This is a genomic window from Streptomyces kunmingensis (assembly GCF_039533535.1).
Lineage (GTDB): Bacteria > Actinomycetota > Actinomycetes > Streptomycetales > Streptomycetaceae > Streptomyces > Streptomyces kunmingensis.
In genome coordinates this window covers 1-19,914 of sequence record NZ_BAAATS010000031.1, presented here as the reverse complement: position 1 = coordinate 19,914, position 19,914 = coordinate 1, and the positions used below count along the sequence as shown (strand labels likewise).

Annotated in this window: 18 protein-coding genes and 5 pseudogenes; 12 read left to right on the top strand and 11 right to left on the bottom strand. The window is 67.7% G+C overall.

The genetic code is table 11. The features are described 5' to 3' along the window. Positions 1-41 precede the first annotated feature (41 nt). A complete protein-coding gene (locus ABD366_RS35810; protein ID WP_324767645.1) occupies positions 42-473 on the bottom strand; it encodes a Mu transposase domain-containing protein in 432 nt (143 codons plus the stop codon). Positions 474-716: 243 nt separating this feature from the next. Here ABD366_RS35810 and ABD366_RS35805 point away from each other — a divergent pair, with 243 nt between their 5' ends. Continuing rightward, entirely contained in the window at positions 717-1,106 is a 390-nt protein-coding gene (locus ABD366_RS35805; RefSeq protein WP_324767646.1) for a CPCC family cysteine-rich protein, read from the top strand. 6 nt (positions 1,107-1,112) lie between these two features. Here the strand turns inward: ABD366_RS35805 and ABD366_RS35800 are convergent, their stop codons facing one another. After that, a complete protein-coding gene (locus ABD366_RS35800) occupies positions 1,113-2,942 on the bottom strand; it encodes a tyrosine-type recombinase/integrase (RefSeq protein WP_324767647.1) in 1,830 nt (609 codons plus the stop codon). Further along, the gene (locus tag ABD366_RS35795; RefSeq protein WP_324767649.1) at positions 2,942-3,964 is read right to left on the bottom strand and encodes a tyrosine-type recombinase/integrase; all 1,023 of its coding nucleotides are present in this window, start codon (positions 3,962-3,964) and stop codon (positions 2,942-2,944) included. The genes ABD366_RS35800 and ABD366_RS35795 overlap by 1 nt, the downstream gene beginning before the upstream one ends. Before the next feature lie 91 nt (positions 3,965-4,055). On the opposite strand from ABD366_RS35795, the gene ABD366_RS35790 reads away from it, so the two are divergent. Both ABD366_RS35790 and ABD366_RS35785 read left to right on the top strand, forming a co-directional pair. Further along, the gene (locus ABD366_RS35790; protein WP_324767650.1) at positions 4,056-4,874 is read left to right on the top strand and encodes a hypothetical protein; all 819 of its coding nucleotides are present in this window, start codon (positions 4,056-4,058) and stop codon (positions 4,872-4,874) included. Beyond that, entirely contained in the window at positions 4,871-5,317 is a 447-nt protein-coding gene (locus ABD366_RS35785; RefSeq protein WP_324767652.1) for an NUDIX hydrolase, read from the top strand. The genes ABD366_RS35790 and ABD366_RS35785 overlap by 4 nt, the downstream gene beginning before the upstream one ends. Positions 5,318-5,591: 274 nt before the next feature. On the opposite strand, the gene ABD366_RS35780 is transcribed toward ABD366_RS35785, so the two are convergent. The 3 genes from ABD366_RS35780 to ABD366_RS35770 form a co-directional block, all read right to left on the bottom strand. Then, on the bottom strand, positions 5,592-6,032 hold the full coding sequence (locus ABD366_RS35780; protein ID WP_324767653.1) for a hypothetical protein: 441 nt from the start codon (positions 6,030-6,032) through the stop codon (positions 5,592-5,594). Positions 6,033-6,855: 823 nt separating this feature from the next. Beyond that, the gene (locus ABD366_RS35775; RefSeq protein ID WP_324767655.1) at positions 6,856-7,056 is read right to left on the bottom strand and encodes a hypothetical protein; all 201 of its coding nucleotides are present in this window, start codon (positions 7,054-7,056) and stop codon (positions 6,856-6,858) included. A gap of 346 nt (positions 7,057-7,402) precedes the next feature. Continuing rightward, positions 7,403-8,233, bottom strand: coding sequence for a hypothetical protein (locus ABD366_RS35770; protein WP_324767656.1), 831 nt, complete (start codon positions 8,231-8,233; stop codon positions 7,403-7,405). 147 nt (positions 8,234-8,380) lie between these two features. Here ABD366_RS35770 and ABD366_RS35765 point away from each other — a divergent pair, with 147 nt between their 5' ends. Further along, positions 8,381-9,331, top strand: a complete 951-nt coding sequence (locus tag ABD366_RS35765) for a hypothetical protein (RefSeq protein WP_344443149.1) — start codon at positions 8,381-8,383, stop codon at positions 9,329-9,331. 223 nt (positions 9,332-9,554) lie between these two features. Here the strand turns inward: ABD366_RS35765 and ABD366_RS35760 are convergent, their stop codons facing one another. Next, complete coding sequence (locus ABD366_RS35760; RefSeq protein ID WP_324767658.1) at positions 9,555-9,686, bottom strand: hypothetical protein; 132 nt, start codon at positions 9,684-9,686, stop codon at positions 9,555-9,557. Positions 9,687-9,775: 89 nt separating this feature from the next. On the opposite strand from ABD366_RS35760, the pseudogene ABD366_RS43645 reads away from it, so the two are divergent. Then, positions 9,776-10,322, top strand: a pseudogene (locus tag ABD366_RS43645) (hypothetical protein); the annotation flags it as partial. On the opposite strand, the gene ABD366_RS35755 reads toward ABD366_RS43645, so the two are convergent. Then, a complete protein-coding gene (locus ABD366_RS35755; RefSeq protein ID WP_344443152.1) occupies positions 10,282-11,172 on the bottom strand; it encodes an IS5 family transposase in 891 nt (296 codons plus the stop codon). The pseudogene ABD366_RS43645 and the gene ABD366_RS35755 overlap by 41 nt on opposite strands. A 208-nt stretch (positions 11,173-11,380) precedes the next feature. Between ABD366_RS35755 and ABD366_RS35750 the strand changes: the two are divergent. Beyond that, a pseudogene (locus ABD366_RS35750) lies at positions 11,381-12,198 on the top strand (IS5 family transposase). Positions 12,199-12,257: 59 nt separating this feature from the next. Beyond that, positions 12,258-12,681: pseudogene (locus ABD366_RS35745) on the top strand (helix-turn-helix domain-containing protein); the annotation flags it as partial. Here ABD366_RS35745 and ABD366_RS35740 read toward each other — a convergent pair. Further along, positions 12,659-13,462: a hypothetical protein gene (locus ABD366_RS35740; protein ID WP_324767659.1), complete on the bottom strand. Its 804-nt coding sequence runs from the start codon at positions 13,460-13,462 to the stop codon at positions 12,659-12,661. The pseudogene ABD366_RS35745 and the gene ABD366_RS35740 overlap by 23 nt on opposite strands. A 480-nt stretch (positions 13,463-13,942) precedes the next feature. Here ABD366_RS35740 and ABD366_RS43640 point away from each other — a divergent pair. Next, a pseudogene (locus ABD366_RS43640) lies at positions 13,943-14,440 on the top strand (integrase core domain-containing protein); the annotation flags it as partial. Between the two features lie 94 nt (positions 14,441-14,534). After that, complete coding sequence (locus tag ABD366_RS35735; protein ID WP_324767661.1) at positions 14,535-15,008, top strand: hypothetical protein; 474 nt, start codon at positions 14,535-14,537, stop codon at positions 15,006-15,008. Between the two features lie 83 nt (positions 15,009-15,091). On the opposite strand, the gene ABD366_RS35730 is transcribed toward ABD366_RS35735, so the two are convergent. Further along, complete coding sequence (locus ABD366_RS35730; RefSeq protein ID WP_324767662.1) at positions 15,092-15,520, bottom strand: hypothetical protein; 429 nt, start codon at positions 15,518-15,520, stop codon at positions 15,092-15,094. Between the two features lie 689 nt (positions 15,521-16,209). On the opposite strand from ABD366_RS35730, the gene ABD366_RS35725 reads away from it, so the two are divergent. After that, on the top strand, positions 16,210-16,881 hold the full coding sequence (locus tag ABD366_RS35725) for a hypothetical protein (protein ID WP_324767663.1): 672 nt from the start codon (positions 16,210-16,212) through the stop codon (positions 16,879-16,881). A 313-nt stretch (positions 16,882-17,194) separates the two neighbouring features. Beyond that, positions 17,195-17,475 (top strand): annotated as a pseudogene (locus tag ABD366_RS35720) (HU family DNA-binding protein). A 334-nt stretch (positions 17,476-17,809) separates the two neighbouring features. On the opposite strand, the gene ABD366_RS35715 reads toward ABD366_RS35720, so the two are convergent. Further along, positions 17,810-18,574, bottom strand: coding sequence for a tetratricopeptide repeat protein (locus ABD366_RS35715; protein WP_324767664.1), 765 nt, complete (start codon positions 18,572-18,574; stop codon positions 17,810-17,812). 394 nt (positions 18,575-18,968) lie between these two features. Between ABD366_RS35715 and ABD366_RS35710 the strand changes: the two genes are divergently transcribed. Next, positions 18,969-19,808 (top strand): IS5 family transposase, encoded by an 840-nt coding sequence (locus tag ABD366_RS35710; protein WP_324767665.1) that lies wholly within the window; start codon positions 18,969-18,971, stop codon positions 19,806-19,808. Positions 19,809-19,914 lie beyond the last annotated feature (106 nt).

Genomic DNA, 19,914 nt, shown 5'->3' with positions numbered 1-19,914 from the left:
CTGCCCAGCAGGTCACACACCACACCACGACCGAGACAGACCTAACGGAGTCCTACTAGGAAGTGGTCCAGGACGACCCGCTCGGCGCCCTTCGCGGTGAGGCGGGGGTGGCGGGCGATCTCGGTGCGGCCGTGGAAGACGACAAGGTCGCTGGAGCGGAGCACGACTCGGACGGTGCGGCCGATGAACCGGGTCGGAACCGAGTAGCGGCAGACCCTCACCGCGATCATGCTGTAGCGGTCCACCCGTGGGGTGAACACGACGCCGGTCTCGAAGGAATGCTGCGGCAGCGGCATCAGCAGCACGGACTCGTGGGCGAAGTCCTGGCCGATGGTGCGGATCCGCATCCCGATCCGCCGGTCCTCCTCCGCCCGCTCGAATTCGGCGAAGGACCCGTTGAGCTCCTCCAGAAAGCCCACTCGGGGGACGGGGGTGAGGTAGTTGCGGCGGAAGTAGCCGACCGGCCCCTCCACTCCACCCTTCTCATGGGCGCCGCGGAGTCCGGGTTCGCAGTAGAAAGGGGTGAATCCAAAGTGCTGTCGGAACTCCGTCCACCTGGGGTGTTCGTCCCGTGACCGGCTCTTGTGGATCACTCGGGAGACCGCCGGAGAGAGGTTGTCATAGCGGATCTGCCCGGCCGGGACACCTCTAATATGCGGGTCTCGATGTCAAGCCCTGGAGAACTCACTGGGGGCTCCGTGGTGCGGTGAGGCAGGATGACAGCCGTGATCAATTATCCGTGTGTGTGCTGCGGTCACCGGACTCTCGGCGAGCCACCGGGCTCGTTTGAGATCTGCTCGGTGTGCTTCTGGGAGGACGACCGCGTGCAGCTGCGTTGGCCCGACTGGGCTGGCGGAGCCAACAGGCCCTCGTTGATCGAAGCCCAGGCAAACTTCAAGCAGTTCGGCGCATCTGAGGAACGATTCGTGGCCAAGGTCCGACCACCTCGGGACGACGAGCCTTTAGATCCGCACTGGCGCCCCATCGACCTCGAGCGCGACGTCTTCGAGCGCCGGGGCGAAAGAGATGCCCCATGGCCCGATGACTGCACGGTGCTGTACTGGTGGCGCTATCGCGATGGGAGATCTTGGCGTCGCAGCAACTGAGGCACGTCAGGAGGCATCTCCATCGAGTCTGCTGAGGAGTCCGTCGAAGATCTGCTCGCGAGCGACCTGTCCCTTGGCCGCCGCGTCGTCTCGCTGGCGTTCGAGAGTGGGCCGGAACTCGATCGTGGTGACGAAGAACGTGCACGATTCGCAGATCGACTCGAAGTGGCAGTCCATCTCGACGGGGCGAGCGCAGTAGCCGTTGCCGAGCATCCGACGGTGCATCTCCCGGCGGAGCTTGGCCATCTCCGTTCCCTCGGCGTCGGCCGGCAGCTGGCGCGGGGCGTCGTAGAGTGCCTCGACCTTCTCCGAGACGGCGAAGTACTCGTCGGCGACGGTGCGGTCGGCGATCCTCGCGTAAACGCGTGTCATGGACAGCGACCGGTGTCCAAGAAGTGCGGCGATGGCTTCCAGGGACATGCCCCGGTTGATCGCCTGGGTGGCCAGAGTGTGCCGCAGTTGGTGCGGGGTGACCCGGCCGAGTCCGGCCTGCTGGGCGGCCTTGCGGACCGCGGCCTCGATGCGAGAGGCGTTGACAGGGCGGCCGTGGTCGGTGAACAGCAGGTTCGAGCGCAGGCCCTCGGGCCGGTGCAGCAGCCAGTCGTCCAGCATCGTCTTCAGCTGCGGGTGCAGGGGAACGTAGCGGTCGGTGTGCATCTTGCCGACCGGGACACGGAGCCAGTAGGCGGAGCCGATCTGCACGACTGCGTCGATGGTGAGGCCGAGCATCTCGCCGCGGCGCATACCGGTGCGGGCGAGGATCTCGATGGCCAGCCGGGCGAACGGATCGGGGTCCTGGCGGGCGGCTGCCAGCAGTTTGGCGGCCGCGGCGTCGTCCAGGAAACGGGGCAGTGGTTCGTCTGCGATCGGGAAGTCGCTGTCGAAGATCAGCTGGCGGGGTGGCCGGTCGGCGGCGTCCCACTCGTCTAGGCGGCGGAAGAAGCCGCGGAGTTTGCTGAGGCGGTCGCGGACGGTGTGCCGGTGCAGCGGTCCTCCGCGGGCGGCCGGCCGCTCCAGCAGCCACTGCCGATAGCGTTCGACGTGCCGCCGCTTGAGCTCAGCAACGCAGGTGACGTCCGTGTCTTCGGCTGCGACCAGGAGGGCGAACTCCCGCAGCGTCAGCTCGGCGTTCTTCACGGTGCCCGGCCGCATCGTTCCGGCGATCTGCCGCAGAAAGTGCTGCATCGTGTCGGCCATCGCGGCCGGGACTCGGGACCACTCCTGGGCTCGCATGTCGGCGTGGTCCGGGGAGCGCCGGCGTGGGAGCTGGTCGGTCAACTCGCAGTGAAACAGGGTCGCTTCCAGGTTGAACAGCGCGGTCGACAGGGCCTTGACCCCGCGGTTGGGGATGCGGCGGGCTGCCTCCAACAGCAAACGGCGTCCCTCGTCCCAGTCGCTTTGCTGCAGTTCGTGCGGCGGCTTGCCGAACAGCGCGACGAAGTGGGCCAGCAGGTTGAACTGGGTCATCGCCACCGTGTCGCGAAAGCCGAGCGTGCGGGCCGTTTCCATGAACCGCAGGTGCAGTTCCGGCGCCGTGCGGGCGAGCACGATGCCCAGTCGCGGGCGCCGGGCGACCAGATAGTCCGCCCCGGGCTGCAGACGTCCGGTGACCGAGAGCCAGCTGATGAACCGGTGGGTCTCGTGGTTGAAGGCGAGCCGGCATTCCAGCGGCAAGCAGCAGAAGTCGGCCAGGTCGGGCACCGCGGCGAGCAGAGTGCGGGCTCCCCAGCGGACCTTGTGGTCGGTGTTCATGCCCTGCGCGGCCCGGTGGGCGAGGTAGTGCTCGACCAGGTCCGGTTGCACGATCGGCAGGGCGGCGGCGCGGGCCCGGCGCATCAGTCCTCCACCCGATCGGCGTCGATGGCGGCACTCGCCTGGAGGTACTGCTCGACGAGCCAGCTGTTGGCCAGGTGGATGTAGATCCTGGTCGATTCGATGGAGCGGTGTCCGGCCTGGGCCTGTACCGCCTCCAGGGCCATGCCCGCCTCCCGCAACCGGGTCAGGCAGGTGTGCCGTAGCTGGTGGCACGTCAACTTCGGTAGCCCCGTCCGTTTCCGGATGCCGTCGAGGATCTCGTCCAGGCCGTCGGCGGACAGCGGCCGACCCCGGGTCGGCCCGCGCAACACCACGAACAGCCGGTCGTGGCTGACGGGCGGACGTTCACGATCTAGGTAGTCGCCGACCGCGCTGAAGAACTGTGCGGAGACGGGTATCAGGCGCTGGTGGCCGCCCTTGCCCTCGCTGATGAAGACCCGACGTTCGCCTGGTGAGAGGTCGCCCAGCCGCAGGCCGAGGACCTCGCAGCGGCGAAGTCCCCCAAGCAGCATCGCAAGGACCATGGCCCTATCCCGTGCGGTGTTCACGGCGCCGAGCACAGTTTCGACCTCAGCCGGGCCGAGAACGCGTGGGAGGGTTCGGGGCGTGCGCATAAGCGGTGCCCCACGGTTGCCGCTGCGGCGGCGGTTGGCCAGCCCCGTCGGCACCGGGTTGCGATTAACGGCCAGGTCGTCGCGGGTCATCAGGTAGCCGAACAGCCCAGAGATGCTGGCGAGCCGGCGCTTGATAGTCCGAGCCGAGAGCCCCGCCTCACCGTCTTCGAGTCGGACGACCTTCGGTCCCCGCCTCGGCTTCTTCTGGGCGGTAATGAACGCGAAGACGTCCGCGGTGACGACGTCGGCGGGCTCCTTGGGCACCACCGAGAAGAAGACCTTCAGGTCGTAGGCGGTGGCCAGCAGGGTGTTCGGCCGACAGCGTGCCGCCACGAACTCCAGATAGTCGTCGACCAGGGTGTGCCCGAGAGATGCCGTGGGGTTGCCCGCGGCATCGACGCTTCGTACCAACTGCGGCTGCCAGGCCATCCCAGCTCCTCGACGGGAGCGACCATCCTGACCGGCAGCGCGAGATCGCGGAAGAGTTGTCACCCACATAACCGCCCAGCACGCTGAAGGCGTGGACGTGCCCTTCCAGGAACGCTTCCTGGCCGCTGGTGGCGAAGACGCGGTGCACCGCCTTGCCGGAGTAGGACAAGCGCAGGCTGAACAGGCTCAAGACCACACTCTGCCCAGCCAGGCGCACGGTCACGTCTCCGAAGTCGACCTCGGCCTCCTGGCCGGGTCGGTGCGATTGCGGCACGAACACCTCGGCACTGCCGACTCCGGCCTCGGCCCGGATCTCGCGCCGGCGCACCGCGACGTAGGCGCGGACCATTCCGTAGGAGATGCCGTCCGCGTGATGCTCATCGAGCAGCCGGTCGAAGACGCGCTTGGCGGTGTGACGCTGCTTGCGCGGCGCGTTCAGGTCCGCCCGCAGCATCTCATCCACCAGCGGCTTGAACGGATCGATCCGGGTCGGCCTCGGCGGGAGCTTCTTCCGCGGCTGCGGCCACGCGGACTTCAGTGCCTGTTGCACCGTGGGATGACCGACCCCGTACTTGCGCATCAGGGCGCGTTTGCTCAGCCCGGCATGATGGTCACGGCGGATCGCCGCGTACAGATCGGTCCTCGACTTCGGAGTCATCGGCGGCCCCCAGTGACATGGAGCAACCCCCATGCTCCCACCGCAAGCCCCCGGGTGTTGCTGGAACTCATCAACACCGTTCCCCGCGAACTCCTGGTGTTGTCTGCACTGAACGACACACGTTGCTGGAACTCGTCTACATACTCAGCCGTCACGCCTTCGGCGGTCGCTGGCCGTATCGCCGAAGCGATCACCCTCCGACGGATAACGTGTCTGTGCCCTCCCGTCCTTCCAACCCCCCGGAAATCATGAGTCACGACAAACTGGCGCACCCGGTCATCGACACCCAAGTGATCGTCCGCGACGGCGACAAGATCCTCTTTTCGCAGCGAGGTGGACCGTACGGGAAGGGGCGTTGGCACATGCCGTCCGGGAAGCTGGACGAGGGCGAGGAGATCACGGTCGGCGCCGCGCGCGAGCTGTGGGAGGAGACCGGCCTGGAGGTCGCCCCTGATCACCTTCGGCTCGTTCAAGTCGTCCACCACCGGCAGGACGACGAGATGACCCGCATCGGCTTCTTCTTCGTCGCCACGCAGTGGAAGGGTGACCCCGTCAACAGGGAGCCCGAGAAGTGCCGGGCTCTCGAGTGGTTCACCGTGCATGAACTGCCCGACGACATCATCGAGTACCCCGAAGCCGGACTCCGCGGCTACCTCGACGGCGCGGCCCCGCTCGTCGAACACAACTGGGCGTAGCCGAGCCCGCACTTTGCAGTCAGTCCTGGCGGTTTCGTGCCGTCTCATCCACCGGCAGACACGGGCGCAGAGCCAGGCGTCCCACCTATCACCGCGAAACGACCGTGCGCCGCCGCCGATCAGCCGCCCAAGGGGCATCCGGGGACCGTTGCGTCAGCACCGGCCCACCGGACGGCCCAGCCGGGCGCACGCGACGGCGACGTCCACTGCGGCGGATGGCGTCGTGGGGCCGCGGTGGGGCCGGCCGGCCGTGCCACACGGACGGACACGGTGATCAACCGTTGAGCGGGAGTTCGTACTCATGCCACGGGGACCAGTTGCCGTCGTGGTCGCGGTTGCGGCCCCAGTAATCTCCGCTGGGGGTGAAGTAATAGACCCTGAAGGTCCAGGGATCGCTGGGTTCGTTTCCGTACACTTCGTAGTCGAGGGCCCTTACGGGGCCGCCGACCGGCTCTCCGCCCACGCCCATGGACTGCCAGCCACTCCACTTCCCGCTGGAGTTGGTCTGATAGCGGGTCCACACCGCCGAGTCGGTGCCGACGACGAACTCCTGCTTCCTTTCGTTGGGCAGTTTGTAGGTGGTGACGCCGTGCTCGCAGATGTAGACGCCGCCGCCGCGCGAGCAGTTGCTCGCCTCGGCCGGCGTGGCCACCACCGCGACACTCGCGACGGCGGCGGCCGCGATCGTTGCGGCCTTGAGTCTCTTGAACAGCATGACGTTTCTCTCCTCGGGTTCACGTGCCTGTCCTGCGTGACGAAGCAGTGCAGGGGGTTGGTGGAGCAGACCTGCTGATTCAACCGCCGGCGGCACGTGCACCCAAGGCAGTTGCACCTGCAGAAATACACCCCGTCATACTTCTGCCGGTGCTCGCCCTCCAACGGGCCAAGCCGGGCAATCGGACCGTCCCGTTGCAGGCATTCCTGGACGCCGAGCGCGGTCACCACAGGCTGCACAGCCTCCGGCCGGTCAACCCGACCGCCCGGTTCGGCCGCAGTTCGGCCGGTGAGGGACCTATCCAGTCCGGTGAACTGAGTGTTCCGGCCTGTGGGGTGCGGTCTGTGTTGAGGCGCTGCGCCGGTTGGGGGCGGCTTCGCCGGTGAGGCGGCGGGCCACGAGTCGATCACCGCGAGATGGATCATGGCTTCGGGGTTGTGCGCAAGGCGCTCGTAGTCGCGGGCACAACAGCGGTGGTGCGTGCGCCAGCCGATGCTGGGCTCGATGGTCCAGCATCGCGGGATCGTGAACCCGCCCGCTTCGCGCGGGTGTTGCATGGGATGGACGTCGATGCGGAGGCGGTCCCCGTGGCCGATGGCGGGTCTCCCCTGTTCGCGGGCCGTCAGGCTGCTGCGCTGCGCCGACCGGTCACACGCCGATCGCGCTACTCGTCATCGCCCGGCTGTTGGTCGTACGTGTCACTGGCTGCCGGATGACCGTCCGGCAGGCCTCTGTAGGGGCCACGGCTCGGTGCGGGAGGCCGACCGCTTGCCCGCACAGCGCGGATCACGAGGTGCAGGGGCGCGGTGCGGTGCGGTGGAGTTCATGTCGGTGTCGAGAGCCGTGCGAGTGCTGCTTCGTAGCGTGCCTTGACTTCCGCGCCAGCCGTGGCCCGCAGCAGGGCAGCGAGTGCCCGCACCGCACCGTCCTCGTAGCCGTAAATTCCCGCTTCCCGGGCCGCGTCGTCGAGTTGTGAGATGCCCTCTGCCTCGTTCCCAAGCCCCAGCAGGGCCTCGCCCTTCACGATGAGCAGCAGGATGCGGGGATGTCGGCGGAGTCCGGTCGGTCGTCGAAGGCCAGGGTCTGGTCCGCGGTGGTGAGGGCTTGGTGCCACTGTCCGGCGTCGACCCGGGGCCCGGCGAGGTGCTGCAGGGCCAGTCTTTCCACGGTCCGGTCGCCGGCCTTGCGCGCCAGCTGTGCAGCGTGCTCGCAGCCTCGACGGCCTGGGGAGCACGCGTTGCGCTGCCTGACCAGGTCGCGCATGGCCGGACCACCCCCGCGTCGGCGGGAAGCACAAGGAGGCCCGGGACTCGCTGACCACCCTCGGCGGCCCCCGCACTTGGTCTTAGCACATGCCACTCCTGGCGGGTTCAGTCAGCCCAGCGGATGGTGAAAATTCGGCTCTGGGCTTCTTCTTCAGCGGTGTCGGCAGTGCGCTCATAGTGGCAGACCAGGCACTGGCCGACGCCGACCCCCATGCCGTGGTCATCCTGATGGTCGGAACTGAAGGACTCGTAACCGCAGACGGGACAGTGCTGCAGGTCGAGGCCCTCGGGGTTGTGCTTGGGGTGGTAGGGCGTGTGGAGTTTTGTTGCGGTCTGGGCGCGCCGGGCGGCTTCCTCATCGCCTATGCGCAGCAGCAGGGCGGCGGCGCGAGCGCGGGAATGGGCGTCGGCGTCGTTAGCCTCCTCCCAGGCCCGGTCGGCGTGCTCGGAGTTGAGACACCGCAAGGCAATGTGGTCGTCCAGGGCTAGCAGGGCGTCGATGTGCTGGCGTTCCAGGGCGCCGGTGCCGCTGGCGTGGCGGACCGGCTGTGTGCGGCGCAGTCCGTCGCGCAGGGTCTCAACGTTGATGCGGGTGACGAGTGGTGGCAACGGTGGGACGTCTTCGATCCAGGGCCAGGGTGTGCCGGCCGGGGCGGCAGCGGGCTTGTCCGGCTCGGGGTCCGGCAGGACGAAGACACCGGCTTGCCCAGGGTCGGCGATGGCTTCCTCCGCGTCCTCGACGACTTTCAGCAGCGCCGAAGCAGATTTGATGCGCCCGTCGGTGTAGGCGAGCTGGATGGGCCACTCGTGGGCGACGATCGCCGCCAGGCTGTTGGTCAAGGCGGTGTCGAAGGCCCCGGCGGCCGCGGCCGCGGTGGGGGCCATCTCCAGGTCGGTGGTGCACTTGGCGTAGGTTTCTGCGCGCTCGCTTTGCATGGCGCCATCTTGCAGGAGCAGCGGCGCGGCGCGGGCGGGAACGTGAGACGACCGTCGTACGGCGCCGGAACCCTCTGGCCTACCTCAAATCAGCACGGCCAACCTGCGCGGTCTCCCACAGTGTGGCCCATGACAACGGTCTGCGCCGTGCGCACCTACAAACAACTCGCTCTGATTCCCCTCGGGTTCGCGAGCATCATGTACGGTGACCTGCTCTTCCGGGACGGCCATCGGGTGCTCGACCAGGTCTTCTTCATCGGCGGATGGGTGGTGGCGATTTCCGGGATACCGGCCCTGAACCGCTACCTGAAGGCGAACCATCTCCGTGAAGGCGTCCTCAAAATCTTCCTGATCCTGTTCATCGTCGGGAGCTTCGCGGTGCCCGGCCCGATCGCCAGTCTGGTCAAGGTCCTCGACGGCACGGCGCGGCCGGTCAACTACCGGCAGGCCGCGCTCTCGCTGGCACTGATCTACATCGCGCTGACGATCCTGTCGCGGATCGCCGAGCCGAAGGACCACGTCCTGGAGCGGCTCGCGAGCCGTATCCAGCGAGCGGCTGTCTTCCGGGCGCTGGCGAACGTTACCGGCATTTTCGCCATGATGGCCTTTCTGGGGGCACGACTCGTCGCCGCGCACCCGGTACCTCTGATTTCCACCAGCCTTACGCTCGTGGTGGCCGCCGCAGTGGTCACCCACAAGACATTCGCCCGGGCGCGGAAGCTGTGCACGCAGATCCACACCGACACACAGACCCTGCTAAGAGACCTCGACGAGCTCGAGCAGGCACGCAACCGCAGCACGACGAGCACGGCAAAGCCCTGGATCCGGCGACTGCGCGGCGAGCGGCAGGCGGGCAGCGGCCACGCCGACGAGCAGACGGCGGCGCTGCGGGCTTGGGACGCCGTCAAGCTCGGCCTGTCCACGCCCGTGGACACCGGCTACCGCCGCATCGGCCTGCCGTTCCTCCCCGACGAGGTGGTGGCCGAGATCGAGGCGAAGGTGCAGGCAGCCGTCCACGACGGAAGTGCCGGCCCCGCGCGAGCGGACCTGCAGGCCATTCAGCGAGCGTGCTCGGGCTGCCTCGACGTCCTGGCCTAGCCCGCCGGAAGCCTGCCCGAGCCCCCGCGCCGTGACAATCGCGGTGTGCCGGGCGACAACGACGGGGCCGTCTTGGGGCGGCAGTTGGCTGCCACGGCGAAGATGATCACGCACGCCGCCAAGGCTCCGGTCGGTGTCCGGGGCCGGGCGGAGGGTGCGTGGACGCAAGATGGGCCCCCGCGCTACGGCGCGCAGGGGCCCTTCTTCGGTGGGCTGCGGTTACCTATGGGCCTCGGCGGGCGCGGATGCCGCCGAGCTCGGCCATCTCCGGGACGCCGATCAGCTGGCCCGCGGTGAGTTCGGGGCTGGAGAGGTCGCCGATGCACTGCTTAGAGGTTGTTGTCTTTCCGTGCATGACGACTGCGTTTTCGCTGCTCAGGGGTAGAAGTGACGTCCGGGTGGGAGTGATGGATCGTCGTTTCGTCGCTTCTGTGGAGGTCGTGCATGCCGTCGGTTGTCGGACTCCTGGAACAGCACGAGCTTGCCGCCCGCCGTCGCGTGGACGGGCTGCGCGAGGAAGCCGACCGCATTCAGGCTGAGCTCGCGACGGCCGAGCAGGAGTGGCTGGAGTGGACGATCGCCCGCGAGCGGGTGGGTGCGGTGCTGTCGGCGCCGGGCGGTGACTCAGCCGACGCGGTGGTCACCGGCGTGCCAGACGGTGCCGTGACAAAAGTCGAGGCGGGGGGCGTCACCACCGGTGGTGACGAGGGCGAAGTCGCAGGTTCCGGTGTGGCGACAGGGGTTGGCGCAGGCGGCACTGTCGGCGGATTACCAGCGCATCCTGGCCGTGCTCGCGGATCGGGTCCGTCTCGGTCAAGGGCCGCTGACCTGCCAAGAGATGGCCTCCGCCTTCGGCATGGACGTGGTGCCGACCAAGGTGGAGGCGCTGCGGTCGAAGGCGAAACGCCTGGTCGCGCGGGGCTGGCTGGCCGAGCCGGCGGCGGGCCGGTTCACCCTCGCGCCGGGCGTGAGCGGGTCAGACGCCGGGTCATCAGCATGGTCATCGACCAGTGGACCATCGCCTCGGCGCTGGTGGTGCGGCGCTCGACGTCGCGTGCCAGGCGGCGGCTTCGCATCAAGTGCGCGAAGAGACGCTCGACGATCCACCGCTTGGGCAGCACCACGAAGCCGCGCATGGCGTCGCTGCGCTTGACGATAGCCAGGACCAGGGCGAGCGCGGCCAGGCAGTGCTCGATGAGGCTGCCGGTGTAGCCGCCGTAGGCCCAGACGAGTTCCAGCCGGTGGTGGGCATCGGCCACCCGCTTGAGCAGCACCGTCGCGGCGGCGCGGTCGCCGATGTCGGCGGCGGTGACCATCACACCCGGCAGCAGGCCAAGGGTGTCGACCACCACGTGCCGCTTGCGTCCGTTGATCAGCTTGCCGCCGTCGAAGCCGCGGCTGTCCGCGCCGACGACCGCGTCCGCCTTGACGGACTGCGAGTCGATCACGCTGGCCGTCGGCTCCGCATCCCGCCCCGCCCTCTCGCGGAGTTGGCCGCGCAGCCGGTCGTGGAATTCCTCGCCCAGCGCGTGGTCGCGCCAGCGGCGGAGGAAAGCATAGACCCGGTCCCACGGCGGGAAGTCGACCGGCATTGCCCGCCACTTGATCCCGTTGTCCACGCGATAGCGGATCGCGTCCAGCATCGCCCGGTGGCAGTACGCCTCCGGCTGCCCGCCCCGACCCCGCATCCAGCCCGGCACCGGCAGCAGCGGCCGGACCACGGCCCACTCCGCGTCCGTCAGGTCCGAGGGACACCGTCGAACACGCTCGGGGCGATCGGCCGCATTCCCGAACCGGCGAGCGACACAATCACACGACAGGGCGGCCGAGTTGGACTCCACCGGCGCGAGCACGTACAACTGCGGCAACAGGGTCCCCTGGATCTCGGTCGGCTTCGCAACCCCGAGCTACCAAGAGGCCCTGTTCTCATGCCCGCAGCCAGCCGCGATTACCCGATCGAGACTCCCGTTCGACGCCCGCCCCTCAACATCGGAACGACAACAGCCACTTGACGTTGTCCTATGTGGTGAGGCGGAGTAGAACCCCAACATGGGTCAAGGGACGTGGAGTTGGATCGTTCCGGACGGGCTGTGGGAGATAGCGAAGCCGTTGATCCCGCCGTCGAGGCTGCGCCCGCAGGGCGGCGGGACGCCGGATAGGCCTGACGAGACGCTGTTCGCCGCGATCGTCTACGTGCTGGTCAGCGAATGCGCCTGGCGGCGGCTGCCGCCGTGCTTCGGGATCTCGAAGTCGACCGCGCATCGGCGGTTCCTGATCTGGTCGAGAGTCGGTGTCTGGGGTCGGCTGCATGAGGCCGTGCTGCACCGCCTCGACGATGCCGGCCTCATCGATGTCACCCGTGTCGTGCTCGACACTGCCCACGTCCACGCTCAAAAGGGGGTGAACATACAGGTCCGAGCCCCGTGGACCGGCGTAAGCCGGGTACCAAGATGCACATCCTGTCGGACGCGAACGGACTGCCCCTGGTCGTCGGGATCTCCGCGGCGAACGTCCACGACAGTGAGGGACTGAAGCCGATGGTGGCGGGACTCCAAACGCAACACGACCCGCATCGCGGCCGCTACTTCAAACCCCAGCGCCTCCATGCAGATAAGGCCTACGACGCGCCCCACCTGCGCCGATGGCTATGGGGCAAGCACATCGGCGTCCGGATCGCCCGCAAGGGCATCGAATCCAGCGAACGATTGGGACGCCGTAGGTAGGTGATCGAGCGGACCTTGTCCTGGCTGTACGGCTACCACCGTCTCAGCCCCCGCTACGAGCGTCACCCTGCCAACTACCTGGGCTTCCTCGGTCTCGCAGCCGCCCTGTGCTGCTACAAGCGATCACTCCGCCTCACCACATAGGACAACGTCTTACGAGTTGGTGCGTGATAGCGGGTGGGCATGCTCTGTTGGTGAGGGGTATGGCTGACCGTTCGGTACTCACGCATCCGTTGTTCACAGTCGTCTCGAGGGCTCATCTCGCCTCACTAGTAGCGGAGTTGGCCGGGCCGTGGGTGGTCGGGGTCGAGGGGCGCCGGTTCCGGGCCAGAGGCGGCGGCGAGCGGAAGCGTGCGCCGGGTGCTGGTGCCCGGCACCGGCTGGTCTTCGTGGACCGGCTGGTGGCCACACTGATCCACTTGCGCCACGACCTGCCGCACTCGGTTCTGGCCCTGCTCTACGGCGTGGACCGTTCCACCGTGACCCGGGCCGTCGAGGAGGTCCGCCGCCTGCTCGCCGAGCGGGGGTTCGCCGTCCCGGACCATCCTGGCCTGCGACTGCGCACCCTGGAGGACGTGTTCGCTTACGCCCAGGCCGAGAACGTTCAACTGCGCTTGGACGCCACCGAGGTCCAGCGGACGCAGGCTGTGCCCGCCTGGAAGCGGAACCGGGCCTCCCCGGCGGTGGTGGTTCGCGGGTGGGGCCCGTTGGTCTGGATGATCTCCCACAGGCCGCGCACGAAATTCCCTCCCTGCCCCCTGGGGAGAACCTTGGTCTCGTCGATCAGGTACTGAAGGGCTGCCTGCCCCTGGCCCTGCCTCTCCCAGGGGCGGCCCTGTTGTTCGGCGATCTGGCACACCACCGCCTCGACCATGCTGCGCAGCGCACCGTTCGCACTCTCGTAGTGCTCACGCGTGAGATGGTCTGTGGCCTGCTTGTAGTGGGTCAGCGCCGCGGTCATGCCGAGCTGTTGAAATTCGGCCTCCAGTTCTGTTACCTCCGCGCTGAGGGGTGCGTGGGGTTCGTCCATGGGAAGCAGCCGAACCGCGCGGTCCTCGTAGCGCGGGTCGTACCCGTCGGCGCGCAGGGCCTCCCCCAGACGCTTCCACGCTGGGTCTGTCTCCAGGCCCCCGTATTCGGGGCCGGGAGCCTCGGCGTACACGGCGACGCGCGCGGCCACCAGCCGAACGAACTCGTGCAGGCCCTGCACCACCTCGTCGTCGCCTTCGGCATCCCGCTCGGCCGACAAGACCGTGTCGGTAACCAACCCTGCCTTGCTGAAGGGGTCGTGCGGTAGGTATCGGCCGAGTCCGACCTGCATGAACAGCAGCTTCAGGTTGTCCCTGCTGTAGCGGTCCACGGCGAGTTCGGCAACGATGCCGACGGTGGAGGAGCGAAGCGGGCGCATGTCTTCATGGTGCGTCCGGGACCTGCGGACCGCACGCCTCGCCAGCCCCCCGGTGCACGGGGCCATCGTGCTGTCGGCTGGCCCATCCGGACGGTGGCTCGTGCTGGTAGCGGGATCAAATGGCCTGCGCCAAGTCCTCTACGGCGCGGGCGGCGGCGTCGCACGGACACCACCGGCGCGCACCCCACGGTCGTCTTCACGACCTCCGGTGGCAACGGCTGGGCGCTCACTCTGCGCCCCCCGCGCCGCACGGCGAGGACGTGCTGCCCGCCCCGGTAATGACTGAGGCCCTCGCGGCCGCGATCCTTGCCCACCCCGGCTTTCACGGCCACCCCCGACGTGCCCTTCGAGGGCACCATCAGTGACCAGACCGCAGCTGGCACCCGCTATCTTGTCCCGCTCGGAAATACGATTCCGGCTCTGGCCTGCAGCTTCTCCACGCGGGGCAACAGCCTCAATGGCGCCTGGGATGATCCTTCGATGTCGCTGTCGATCGTCACCACCCTGGTCCGGAACCTGATCAAGGTGCCTTCTGCCGTACTGCGCAGCCGCATGGCCAAGGACGCTGAGGTCCTCGCGTTGCGGCATGAGAACGCGGTGCTGCGCCGTCAGATCGCCCGCGTCCGCTACGAGCCCGCAGACCGGATCTGGCTCGCCGCGCTCTCGCGGTTCGTCCCGCGCGAGCGCTGGAGCCAGGCCTTCTCGGTCACCCCCACCACACTGCTGGCCTGGCACCGCCAACTCATCGCCAGGAAATGGACATTCACGCGGAACCGCCGCCCCGGCAGACATTCCACCGCGCCCGCCGTTAAACAGCTCATCCTGCGCATGGCCCGGGAGAACAGCAGATGGGGACACCGCCGGATACAGGGCGAACTCGCCCGCCTCGGCTACCCGATCGCCCCGTCCACAGTCTGGGAGATCCTCCACGCAGCCGGCATCGACCCCGTGCCGCATCGCTCCGGCCCCACCTCGCGCCGACGAGATCCAAGCCTGGTCGGCCGCATACGCGGCGGCGGATTGCCGCGAGCTCGCAGGGCTGCGGGAGGACGGCACCGGCATTCACGACCTCGTGCGGGCGCAATCGGAACTCGCCTGCCTCGCACTGATTCCGCGCCTCGTCGAGACAGTGCTGAGCTACTTCGACGATCCGCGTATCGTCTGGCAGGGCTGGCTCGCCGCCGCTTTGGCGATGCTGAGCTGCCATCCCCTCGTCGCGGACCAGAGGCCGGCCTTCGCTGCGCGGGTCGAGCAGAAGACTCGTGCCGCGACCCGCGACGGTGAGGTGGCCACTTACCTCATCGCGCTCGGCGGCCTCGGCGGCGACACCCGGCCATGGCTGAACAGCCCTCACCTCGGGATCCGCGCCAGCGCTGCGATGGCCGAGGATCCGGCCGACAACGCCGCCACCGAGATCCTGCGAGCGTTGTCCGAGGAGCCCGGTGCCTACCTCGCGTCCTTCGACGAGGACTTCGCTCCGCCTGCGCAGTTCATGACCGGCCGGGACCCGCTCGCCGAGGCGATCACTCGACTCGAGCGGCATTGAGGGAGTGTGCCTCACTGAGACCCGAACAAGACCACGGCCAATCGTCAGCACCCGCGGAGGACAGCTGCCATTAAGTCCCTGGCTTAATAGTCCGTGGTGTTGACGGCGTAGTATTCGTAGCTGCCTGAAGAGTTCTCCTTGGCCATGAACACCCATAGGCCCACGATTGTGTTTTCCGGAAGGTTCCCGGAGGCCCAGGGGCTGCAATACGGAGAATTGTGGCCGCGAGTGGTGACGGTTCGGTCGTTGTACTGACCGTCGTCATCCTTGCGGAGCTTTGCCGTTATTCCCCAGCCGTCTTCCTTGGTGTCGCAGACTCTCATCGAGTCGCCGGGAATTCCGTTGTACGGATCCGGGTTCCACTCGACATAGCCCGGAGAGCTGCCGCTGGCGCTCGGAATCCGCAACGGGCCGGACGTGTCGGCCTGAGCCGTGGGAGCCATGCCGAGCGTGAGCACCGCCGCTCCGGTCATTGCCATGGCGCTGAACTTGAATTTACTCGAAAGTTTCATTCTCGTCCCCTATTTAAGTGTTCCGATTTCCCCGAACCGCAATCAGATCATGCAATACACCGGAATGCAAGGTTCTTCTTCTGGTGGGGAAGAGTCGCTTTATCACCGTTTGTGATATTTGCCAGAACTCGCAGGGCGCGAGAAAAAATCGGGGCTACCATGGCTCCGCTACTGCGCTTCCAGCCCCCCGCGCCCGGCCCGGAGGCCGACGAGGAAGACCGGTTCTATGACCGCGTGGTCAGCGAGGGTCAGCACTACCTCCCTGTCCGAACGGGCGAACTCCGGGACGAGCTCGGCGTTCTAGTTCCCGACCGCGCGGTAGTCCCCCGCCCTGTACCAGAGGACCGGGAGGCGTGGGTGGTCGTGGGGGACACCGTCTCTGCCGCGGATCTGGTGCTGACCGGGGCCTGGGCCTCTGTCACGTATTGAGATCAGACCGGGATCGACAGGCTCGCGGGGTGACGGTACTCGGCTCCCTCTGCGGCCTTTAAGCGGCAGCAACCTCTCCCGAGCGCGCCAGTGAACACCGCCTACCGGCGGACGGACGGCAGGCCACGGTCGACCTGCCGTCCCGGGCATCATCGTGGTCCGGTCCACCGCGCGAGCAGCGGAACCGGTCGGGCGGTAGCACGGAGCCGCGAGTGGCAAAACATGGCGACAAACCGCGACAGGTCAGCCACGCTTGATCAGTGGCGGCATTTCTCTACGACCGGTTGGTCACAGATCACGAGTACGTACAGCGGGTCCGGCAGCAGCGTCCCAGTGCTCTGCTGCCCGTCATCGCTGCAGCGTCGGCTCGTTGGCACAGCGATACCTGGTGGAACAGTCCGTCCCGCAAGTACACGCCCTGGGCTCTCGCCGACGTCGCCCGCGTCAGTCTGGCCTACGGCAACGAATACCGTGGCGACGGCAGCTGCACCGAGCGTGATCTGATAAGCATGCTGGCTGCATACGCAGCCCTGACCGACGCCATGATCCGTGACAACGCCGGCACCGAGTCCATCGCCAGCTGGGTGCTGCGCGTGGTGGGCGAGCAGTTCAGCTACCAGGACCACCGCATCAGCGTCTGCAACGCGCTCGGCACGCCCGACGAAGCGATCCCGTATGCGGCCCGCCTCGACCCCACTCGCCTGTCCAGCACCGAACGCGCCGCGCGGTACTGGACCGAGTGCACGCGCATGTGGCGCCACCAGGACGACAACCGGCGCGCCTACGCCGCACTGCGCGCCATGGACCGCATCGCGCCCGAAGAAGTCCGCCGCCCCGCCATGCGGGCCATCACCGCCGACATGCTCTACGCGCCCCAGCACCTGCCCGGACTGCGTGCATTCGCGGTACGCACAGGGGCCGTTGTTGCCTGAGCGTCCCTTGTGGGCTCGGCCGACCGCTCGAAGCAGTCACTCCTCGGAGACACACAAGGACGGGGAGAGCTCACCGCGGCCAGTCCCCCTCGACCCGCCGACGTCGTCCTGGACGACCTCTCGGACACCGACCGTTCAGTACATCTGCTCACCGACGGACCGCAGGTGACTGCCGCCCCCAGGAATGTCCGCTCGTAGGCCCGTGCGGGGCCTGGTTTGGGTGATAGTCAGTGGCCGGTGCAAGCATGGCGCGTATGGATAGCCCGCTGGTCACAGGCGGGAACGACCCTTTGTAAAACACAGGAGCACATAGATGAACCGCAGTGAACTGGTGGCAGCCCTTGCCGATCGCGCAAAGGTAACCCGCAGGACGCGGACGCCGTCCTGAACGCGCTCGCCGAGGACGTCGGTGACGTGGTCGCCAAGGGCGACGAGAGGGTCTCCATCCCCGGGTTCCTGACGTTCGAGCGGACGCACCGAGCCGCTCGAACCGCCCGTAACCCGCAGACCGGTGAGCCGCTCAACATCCCGGCCGGCTACAGCGTCAAGGTCTCCGCGGGCTCCAAGCTCAAGGAAGCTGCGAAGGAAAAGTAACAGGAAGCAGGCGGCGCAGACGCCGTGCTAATCGCTGGTAGGGCGGGCCCACTTGGGGCCCGCCCTACCAGCTTCTCCGTGCCGTAGCGGGACTATTCCGAGGAGCCGGCGAACTCGGAGTGGGGGTGCTCGGGTGAGGCTGGGCAGACGTAGAGCTGTTGTTTTTAGCTGCGGCCGATCTGGATGGAGGCCGGCTGATCCGGTCGAGGCTCACCGCCCCGCAGGGCAGGCCAGTTCAAGATGTCACCCGATCGTGCAGCAGACCCCCTGCTGCCTCATCACGCACCGGCAACTCCGCTCCTTGAGCTAGCGGTTTCCGTGGAGGCCGGGGAAGTCATCGCGTGAGGCTCAGGGCCCAGTTACCCACGTGTGCCCACTCGATGGCCTGGCGGATGTCGCCCTTGGTCAGCTTGAGCTCGTCAAGCACTGTGCGGGCGTAGCCAAGGCCGGTGTCGCGGTCACCGAGCTGGGCGGCTTTGAGCGAGCCGCCCATGGCTTTGATCTTGTCGACCGGGCCGCCGACACCCTGATAACACATCGCGGCGAAGTTCAGTGCGGACGCAGGCGGAAGATCGTCACTCAACTGGATGTGCCGCTCCAGGGTGCGCCTGGCCCCGGCGAAATCCTCCTGCGCCAGCCTGATGTCGGCCAGTTGGACCGCGGCCTCACTCACGCCGCCCCGCGCGGCCATGTCCAGGAAGCGGAGGCCCTTGTTGTCGGACTGCGCAACTCCGTCGCCTCGCAAATACATGCCGGCCAGGTTGTACTGGGCGAAGGGATCACCTTGGTAGGCGGCCTTGCGGAAGAGGGCGGCGGCCGCCGTGTGATCCTTTCGGTCTCCTTCCTCCAGGAGATGCCCCAGGCCACGCTGGGCCGAGGGTATGCCTGCGTCGGCGGCAACCTTCAGGTGCTCATACGCCTGGGAGTGGTCGCCCTCGACCTCAAGGGCGAAAGCGCCGAGTGCCTCGTGGCAGGAGGGATCACCGGAAGCAGCCCCTTCACGGATCCCCGGCAACCGGGCCGATGTGGCCTGGACGTCCTTGTCGGCGATCGCGTCGAAGAACTCCCGCAACACGCGCGAATCAGCCCACTTGCTCAACACGACCACCCGCCGCTTCGCGTTCTAGTCCCCCGACGTCGCCCATTCTCACCGATCATGGTTGCGGCACGACGTCTGCCCCCTCCCTGGAGCAGAACACTGCCGGACCGGTCGCTGCTTCAGCGGGCGAGCGTACCCACGAGCGCCCGCCGTCTTTGTGTTAGCACCTCTAAGTGGGTGTTTGGCCTCCCATTGGGAGCAAATGAGTTATCTGTTCGCCGCTACTTCCGTGAGTGCCGAGTCGTGTAGTGCGCCGGTCATCCGGAGGTACCTTCGAGCCGCCCCGAATGCCCGTCTCACGCCTCCCGGTCTGTCTCATCCCACGATGTCCTTGGGCCGTCGGCCCACCTGAACGGTCCTGGCCACCGTCCAGGTGCCGCGGTACGCCTGCACCATGACACCGCGACCGCCCTATCCCACCGACCTCTCGGACGAGCGGTGGGCGCTGATCGGCCCGACGCTGGAGGACTGGCGGGCCGCGCGCCACCGCAGTGCGCTGGACATCAGCCCACCGTGCCTGCATGAGCTGCGCGAAATCTTCAACGCCCTGCTCTACCTGGACCGCACGGGCACCCAGTGGCGCTATCTGCCCCACGACTTTCCGCCCTGGCAGACGGTCTACGGCTACTTCGCGCACTGGCAGACCGACGGCGTCATCGACCGCCTGCACGGCCTGCTGCACCGCCTGGCCCGCGAGGCCGACGGCCGCGACGGCCAGCCCAGCGCCGGCGCGATCGACACCCAAAGCGTGAAGACCTCCGCCAACGTGCCCCTGAGCGGCCAGGGCACCGATGTTGGCAAGCGGATCGTCGGCCGCAAACGCGGCGCGATCACCGACACGACCGGCCTGCTGCTGACCCTCCTCGTGCTGGCCGCGGACGCCTCCGACAGCGCGATCGGCCTGCGCCTGCTCGACACCACCCACGCCCGCTTTCCCCTACTGCGCACGCTCTGGGCCGACAACGCCTTCCGCACCACCTGCATCGAGCACGCCGCCCGGCTCGGCATCGCCCTCGAAGTCGTCCAGCGCGCTCCGGGCAGCCGGGGCTTCGCCCCGCTGCCCCGCCGCTGGACCATCGAGCGCACCTTCGGATGGATCATGACGTTCCGCCGGCTCGCCCGCGACTACGAGACGCTGCCCGCCCGCTCCGCCGCCCTCATCCAGCTCCGGATGATCGACTTGATGGCCCGCCGCCTCACCGGCGATTCCACGCCTACCTGGCGGGGCGCCTAGAACATCCCAAAGCGCGCGAGTCGGGATTAAACATCAGGATGAAACGCCCACTACTGAGTTTTTCGTTAGTTCTGTGGGTGCGGAAGCTGCGGCGGTGCCAGCATGT

Bases quoted from the DNA above. Each gene is read 5' to 3' on its own strand.
- ABD366_RS35785 (WP_324767652.1), top strand. From the start codon at position 4,871: ATGAGTCACGACAAACTGGCGCACCCGGTCATCGACACCCAAGTGATC.
- ABD366_RS35760 (WP_324767658.1), bottom strand. From the start codon at position 9,686: ATGCACGGAAAGACAACAACCTCTAAGCAGTGCATCGGCGACCTCTCC.
- ABD366_RS35800 (WP_324767647.1), bottom strand. From the start codon at position 2,942: ATGCGCCGGGCCCGCGCCGCCGCCCTGCCGATCGTGCAACCGGACCTG.
- ABD366_RS35710 (WP_324767665.1), top strand. From the start codon at position 18,969: ATGACACCGCGACCGCCCTATCCCACCGACCTCTCGGACGAGCGGTGG.
- ABD366_RS35730 (WP_324767662.1), bottom strand. From the start codon at position 15,520: ATGAAACTTTCGAGTAAATTCAAGTTCAGCGCCATGGCAATGACCGGA.
- ABD366_RS35805 (WP_324767646.1), top strand. From the start codon at position 717: ATGACAGCCGTGATCAATTATCCGTGTGTGTGCTGCGGTCACCGGACT.
- ABD366_RS35740 (WP_324767659.1), bottom strand. From the start codon at position 13,462: ATGCGCCCGCTTCGCTCCTCCACCGTCGGCATCGTTGCCGAACTCGCC.
- ABD366_RS35780 (WP_324767653.1), bottom strand. From the start codon at position 6,032: ATGCTGTTCAAGAGACTCAAGGCCGCAACGATCGCGGCCGCCGCCGTC.
- ABD366_RS35795 (WP_324767649.1), bottom strand. From the start codon at position 3,964: ATGGCCTGGCAGCCGCAGTTGGTACGAAGCGTCGATGCCGCGGGCAAC.
- ABD366_RS35770 (WP_324767656.1), bottom strand. From the start codon at position 8,233: ATGCAAAGCGAGCGCGCAGAAACCTACGCCAAGTGCACCACCGACCTG.